Annotated in this window: 8 protein-coding genes and 1 pseudogene; 5 read left to right on the top strand and 4 right to left on the bottom strand. The window is 30.6% G+C overall.

The window, feature by feature from the left end; all coding sequences use genetic code 11:
- Positions 1–63: 63 nt before the first annotated feature.
- A complete protein-coding gene (gene istB, locus VIM70_RS21020) occupies positions 64–795 on the bottom strand; it encodes an IS21-like element helper ATPase IstB (RefSeq protein ID WP_331947740.1) in 732 nt (243 codons plus the stop codon).
- Positions 792–2300, bottom strand: a complete 1509-nt coding sequence (gene istA, locus VIM70_RS21015) for an IS21 family transposase (protein ID WP_331947739.1) — start codon at positions 2298–2300, stop codon at positions 792–794. Before istA ends, istB begins: the two co-directional genes overlap by 4 nt.
- A 343-nt stretch (positions 2301–2643) precedes the next feature.
- Between istA and VIM70_RS21010 the strand changes: the two genes are divergently transcribed.
- From VIM70_RS21010 to VIM70_RS21000, 3 genes are all read left to right on the top strand, one after another.
- A complete protein-coding gene (locus VIM70_RS21010) occupies positions 2644–2805 on the top strand; it encodes a hypothetical protein (protein ID WP_331947738.1) in 162 nt (53 codons plus the stop codon).
- 97 nt (positions 2806–2902) lie between these two features.
- On the top strand, positions 2903–3133 hold the full coding sequence (locus VIM70_RS21005) for a hypothetical protein (RefSeq protein ID WP_331947737.1): 231 nt from the start codon (positions 2903–2905) through the stop codon (positions 3131–3133).
- A 552-nt stretch (positions 3134–3685) separates the two neighbouring features.
- Positions 3686–3892: a helix-turn-helix domain-containing protein gene (locus VIM70_RS21000; RefSeq protein WP_226121942.1), complete on the top strand. Its 207-nt coding sequence runs from the start codon at positions 3686–3688 to the stop codon at positions 3890–3892.
- A 322-nt stretch (positions 3893–4214) separates the two neighbouring features.
- Here VIM70_RS21000 and VIM70_RS23495 read toward each other — a convergent pair whose 3' ends face one another.
- Both VIM70_RS23495 and VIM70_RS20995 read right to left on the bottom strand, forming a co-directional pair.
- Positions 4215–4421, bottom strand: coding sequence for a type II toxin-antitoxin system PemK/MazF family toxin (locus VIM70_RS23495; RefSeq protein ID WP_414648735.1), 207 nt, complete (start codon positions 4419–4421; stop codon positions 4215–4217).
- Positions 4422–4438: 17 nt separating this feature from the next.
- A complete protein-coding gene (locus VIM70_RS20995) occupies positions 4439–4612 on the bottom strand; it encodes a hypothetical protein (RefSeq protein ID WP_331947736.1) in 174 nt (57 codons plus the stop codon).
- A 258-nt stretch (positions 4613–4870) separates the two neighbouring features.
- Between VIM70_RS20995 and VIM70_RS20990 the strand changes: the two genes are divergently transcribed.
- The gene (locus VIM70_RS20990; protein WP_226121944.1) at positions 4871–5260 is read left to right on the top strand and encodes a hypothetical protein; all 390 of its coding nucleotides are present in this window, start codon (positions 4871–4873) and stop codon (positions 5258–5260) included.
- Between the two features lie 620 nt (positions 5261–5880).
- Positions 5881–6039 (top strand): annotated as a pseudogene (locus VIM70_RS20985) (3'-5' exonuclease); the annotation flags it as partial.

Here is a 6039-nt window from a genome sequence, read left to right as displayed (position 1 = left end):
GTGTTTTTGGCAAGCTAAAAACCATGCACTGCGGAACTTAATTTTTCCAGCACCCTGTTTCCATTATTGGGTATTCATGGTTGAATGTGTTAAGCGGTAGCTTGGACCATCAAAAATTAATAAATGGCTGTGATGAACTAGTCTGTCAATGATAGCACTGGTAAGCTTTTCATCGTAAAAAATTCCATTCCATTTGCTGAATTCTAAGTTAGTAGTGATAATTACACTGCGTTTTTCATAACATTCTGAGATTACTTGAAATAGTAACTGAGATCCTTCTTTTTCAAATGGTACGTAGCCCCATTCGTCACAAATAAGTAGGTCGATTTTTTCAATCTGATGCATAAAACGTTTTAATTCTCCTTTAGCCTTTGCTTCACTCAATTGGTTCACTAGTGCTGCTGTCCGAAAGAACTTTACTCTTTTGCCTCTTGAGCAAGCAGCAACTCCTACCGCAGTTGCCATATGGCTTTTGCCTGTCCCAACAGGGCCATATAGAACTAAATTCTCTAGCTTATCAATAAAACCTCCGGTCTTTAAATCATCAATATCAATTGCTTGAGGAACTTGAATATCTTTAAAAACATAATCCTCAAAAGTTTTAATAACATCAAATCCAGCTGATTTAAGGTTTCTATTTCTTCTAACTAATTCCCTGTTTTCAGCTTCACGTTTTAATATTTGTGCTAAGAAGTCTCCAAAATCTACTGCTTGAATTTCTTCATAATTCTCGTAAAAACTAGTTCCTAGTCTAAGTTCTTTGCAGTAATGTTTTATTAATACATCTGAGTTCATTGATTTAATCCTCCTGCAACCATTAATTTGTCATAAACATTTATGTCAGGAGTGTAATTCTTAAGTTTTGGAACTGATTCAGATAGACAAAGTTCTAGTTCCGGTAAAGGGCCGGCTGTTAATCGGCAATATGTAGCCCAGATGCTATCTACATCACTTGTCCCACTTTTAATGCTTTCTTCAAATGCTGCTATTGCAGAATCCATATTTGTATTTGCTGTCATTTTGGTGAATAATTTAAGGGCCTGCTTTTTGGTTAGATAATCACATTGGTTCATATATTCTTTAAGTATTATAGGTAATTGATTAAAGAGTCCCGTGTATTTTAGCGCCGTAGGCCGTTTAGACATAAGTTCTAGGTAAGGTACCCAAGACATTGATTCTTTTTCTTCCCCATATAATCTGCTATGTGTAACTATAAAATTACTGTTACCATCTAATATATCAATGTCATAGGCTCCAACTTTAAACATAACCTGCTGGCCTGCCATATTGGGAGAGGTTGAATAAATTCTTCCATCAAACTTTGCTTTACCATAATTGTCTGCTTTTGAAAATTGATGCAAATATACTTCATATGGCACCTTAGGAAGTTTAAAAAAACCTAATTTATCTTCTTCAAACAAATCCTTGATAAGCCCATGGCCTTTGTAGTGCATTCTATTCATGTCTTTATCACATTTTTTAAGAAGTTCTTTGTTGAATTCTTTTAAACTCTTAAATTCTGGAACTGGTACTAAGAAATTTCGACGGTGATATCCGACCTTGGATTCTACTGACCCCTTTTCATTTCCACTATTGGGATTACAAAAATTACTTTGAAAACCATAATGCATCATAAATCTTATAAATCCATTTGTTAAATCTCGCTTCCCATATTCTCTAATTTTCTTAACGGCTGTAGACATATTGTCAAACCATATAGCTATTGGAACACCGCCAACATGCTCGAATATTGCTTTCATACCTTCTAATAGGCACTCTTGATTTTGACTTTTAAAAAGTTGAGTATATCCTCCATTACTATGTGGATAAGATATATTAAAATAATTACCGTCATAAGTAATACCATTTTCTATAAAACGTGCTTCTCCGAAATCTGCCTGTGCTTCACCTGGTGGGTGTTCTAATGGCAAAAATCCATCGGTATACATCACTAGTTCTTTTCGTAGTTTTGCAACGAATTTTCTCACAGATCTTTCATGAGCATCAAATTCATCTGGATAGAGTTCTTCCAATCTATCATGTATTCTTTTTGCTGTATGTTGTTGTTTATGCGGAGCTTTCTTATCTTCGGTAAGCCATTTTAAGACAATCTCTCGGTAGGGTGATAATTTCCCTTCGCGCTTTTGTTTAGTGGGCTTTTCAATGTTAAAGTCTTCTTTTTCTACATATCTTTTTATTGTAGAGAAATCATGACCAGTAATTTTGGCGATTTTCCTTAAACTTTTCCCTTCAAATTTCTTCAAAAATCTGATATTATATATTTGTTCCATTGTTAGCATCCCCTTGTTCTCCTTTTAAGTTTCGTCACTAAAAAGGATATTATATTTTATGGGTGCTGGCAATGGATTTTTTCCATTTTATGCTTGGTTTTTTAAGGGCCGATATGTATGGTTTTTATTATACCAAAAACATATTATGTTCCATCCTTTCCTATGATTGTTCATAAAAACAGGATAAAGTCTTGATTTGCTCATCTATATAATAGGACTGCGATGAACTACGTAGCCATTTGAAAGTGTTTAATAGATTCATAGTAAATTAAAATATTTATTGAAATGTTTTCAAATATATGTTAAGGTCTTAATTGGAATAATTGGAAGTTGCAGGGGGACATATTAAAATATGAGTAAATTAACTAATTGTAAATCGTGGATTGGAAGACATAAGTTTTTGATAGGATTATTTGTAGTAATAGTTTTAATTGCTATTGGGTTAACTGGTAATAATACTCCAGTTGTTCAATCAGTAGACCCAAACACAGGAACTACTGCAGTAGTTAAATAAATATTTTTAGGGGGATTTAATCATGAACAAAACAAGGAAAATAGTAATTTCAATATCAGCAATTGCAATTAATACAAATCATTAATATACTCAGAAATTGAAACAAGCAGATGCAACTGCTAAAGCCAATGAAGATGCTAAAGCAAGAACAGAAGGTGTTAAGATAGGAATGACAACTGATGAATGTATTAATTCTACTTGGGGACGACCCGACAGTATTAATCGAACTACGACTGCAGATGGGGTAAGTGAGCAATGGGTTTATGGAGATACAGCAATGAATTTATTATATTTTGATAATGGAATATTAACAAACATACAGAATTAAACAATTACTAACAGATAAGAGGCTACCTTGATTGGTGGTCTTTTTTGTTTTTGAGGATTATCCTATTTTATTACTATGATTAAAGCGTCTAAGACTGTTTATGAGAGCCTAAAATATTGAATTAGTTCTAGAGTATAGGTGGGAATTGGACATTCATTTTCAAACCATATATGAAGAATAATTGTAGCAAAAGTGTATGGAATCAATGATTTTATGTTATTTTAAGTCTTAAGATTATTCATAAAAAACAAATAAATTGTTTATTTGTTTTTTATGAATAATCCTAAGACTGCAAGAATTACTACCCTAAAACTAGATTAGCTAACTATATATGTAGACTATTAGCATATGTATTATTTATGTCGAATTATATATAATGGTATCATACCACCATTAAAATCTAAACATAATTTAAAGGAAAATTATGATTAAATGGTTTATAGAAATTCTAAATGTAATATTTATGACACTTTATAATATTATGATTGATTAGCAGTAAAGTATGCTTTACAAATAAATTATAATTCAAAAATAAAAAGGAGTGTGAATTATATGCTATCCATAATTGGTGGAATTGACAAAAATGGTGATATAGATATAATTGAAAAGATTGAAGATATCATAGATGATGAAATTATGACAGTACGTAAAGTTGCGGCATATTTTAAAGTCAGTGATAGGACTGCACTCAAATTGATAGAAGATGGAGAAATATCTGTTTTTTATTGTGAACAAATTCTCGACTTTATTTGTAAATAATAGTTAAGATGGTTTTATGTTAATATGTCTTTACCCTCAATTTCTAGTAGTATACATATGTTTTGGCTGTACCAGTGCAATCTGATGCATTGAGATGTTATCTTAGAAGGTTATATGAGTATTTACCAATGAGAAGACCGAATCAAATCTTTGTTTTAATACTTATAGTAGGTTAAGATTGATTAGAACTTAGTTACACTAAAGATGTGTCTAATTACTTAGTGGTATTAATTTGTTCAGCTATAGAATATAGCATATTCCTTTATATTGATTGTAAAGAATTCTCCCTGTAAATATACTCTAGTATAATAAGACGATATTTTTAAACTATACCCAATTGTATCAACAATGCTGTGTCGATTTTTCTCAAATCATCATGAGTTATTCTTCCTAGTTTCTCTTTGACTTTACTTTTATCTATGGTCTGTATCTTCTCAGTCAAAATAACAATGTCTGTCTTGAACCCACTATTAAACAAATCAGCGAAGTTAGTTTGAATTTTTTTTGTATCTTCGCCAAGGGTATGCACCTTTGTCTTTATTTGTTCTAATATACCGTTAACTTTTTCTTCTTTTGTTGTTGCTTGATTATTTTGGGATAATCTTCTTTATCTACATATCTCTTAATTGTATAAAAATCATGACCAGTAATTTTAGCAATTTTTCTTAGACTTTTCCCTTCAAATTTCCTCATATATTTGATATTATATACTTGTTCCATTGTTAGCATCCCCTTGCTATCCTTTTCAGTTTCGTCACTAAAAAGGATATTATATTTTGTGGGTGCTGGCAATGGAATTTTTCCATTTTATGCTTGGTTTTTTAAAGGCCGTTCCGTATGGTTTTTATTATACCAAAAACAAGTACCTATAAGATAAATTTATATTGTAGCAAGTAAAGCATAGTTTCATCCAGTTATCCTAATAATAATGAAAGCTAATAAAATAAAAACAAATATTATGAGGATGGTGTTGTAAAAATGAAAAATGTGAAAATTACTTCAATATTTATAATAGTAAGTATATCTATTATGATATTTACTGCTTGTAGTTCTATGAAGTCACCGACTATTAAAAAACCACTGATGGCTCCACAAAAAGAAATTAATAATACTGTAAAAGCAATATCGACAGCTATGAAAACAATTTATACTGACACCCTTAAGGGACTAGTTACTGCTAAAACAATAACACAGGCTCAATCAGATAAAGTAATGGAAGAAGTAACAAAAAATGTGTCAAAAGCTAAAGGTAGTATTAATAGATTAAGTAAATTAGTAAAAAATAATGTGATTACCCAAGGTCAAGCGGATAAAATAAACCAAAATATTGAGAAAGCTATGAAGAGTATCAAAAGTCAACTTAAATAAAATTAAGGTAATTTATTTACTGATTGCAACAGGATAATTATGAACTGCCAAGCAGTTATAATAAAGGTCTAGTTAGAATTTAGAGCAAGAATTTGCAGAGTTATAAGGGTAGTTGGAAGTATAATATAAGTTAGTAATGTAGTGGAAATATATTTTTCATATATTATGTAATATGTATATCTAAAATAAGTAAATTTGAATAATTTGGGACACACTTATTATTTGCTTATTTAAAGTCTAATTTAAATTATAATAAATAAAGCAAATATAAAAGGACTATTAACATAGTTCTTTTTTTATAAAAAAAGTAGAAGGGCGACTATAAAGTACAACCTTCTGCAATAATCCTTAAAGGATATGAGCAAACTATACCATTATTTAAAAATAAAAGCAATGTAAAAATAAGGTCGAAAGAAGAGCGAATATGGAAAATACGGAGCATGACATTACTTTAAGAAGTTTAAAATTTTACTAATTGAAATGATTCCTAGCCTTAATTGCTCGGAAGTCTTTTTTCTTTTTTACTTATGTGTATGGAATAGAATAAAGATAAAAGTATGGAATGATATCTAAAGATTGTCATATCAATGCTTCACGGGGTTGATATATCACTACAGGAATCAATCCATGGTGTTAAGGGGTATGGAGTTTAAGAATGTCTACCTGATTAATTGTAATGAAGAGAACATTCCTCATGTAAATAGCATAGATAATAACCTAGAGGAAGAAAGAAGACTATTTTATGTAGGAATTACAAGGGCAATAGATAATGTTTGGTT

The sequence above is a fragment of the Clostridium sp. genome, assembly GCF_036569345.1.
GTDB lineage: Bacteria > Bacillota > Clostridia > Clostridiales > Clostridiaceae > Clostridium_AD.
This window is presented reverse-complemented; position numbering and strand designations above follow the sequence as displayed.

What these genes read in the sequence shown, in the direction of transcription:
- VIM70_RS21000 (WP_226121942.1), top strand. Translation starts at nt 3,686, where the DNA reads ATGCTATCCATAATTGGTGGAATTGACAAAAATGGTGATATAGATATA.
- VIM70_RS20995 (WP_331947736.1), bottom strand. Translation starts at nt 4,612, where the DNA reads ATGGAACAAGTATATAATATCAAATATATGAGGAAATTTGAAGGGAAA.
- istA (WP_331947739.1), bottom strand. Translation starts at nt 2,300, where the DNA reads ATGCTAACAATGGAACAAATATATAATATCAGATTTTTGAAGAAATTT.
- VIM70_RS20990 (WP_226121944.1), top strand. Translation starts at nt 4,871, where the DNA reads ATGAAAAATGTGAAAATTACTTCAATATTTATAATAGTAAGTATATCT.
- istB (WP_331947740.1), bottom strand. Translation starts at nt 795, where the DNA reads ATGAACTCAGATGTATTAATAAAACATTACTGCAAAGAACTTAGACTA.
- VIM70_RS21010 (WP_331947738.1), top strand. Translation starts at nt 2,644, where the DNA reads ATGAGTAAATTAACTAATTGTAAATCGTGGATTGGAAGACATAAGTTT.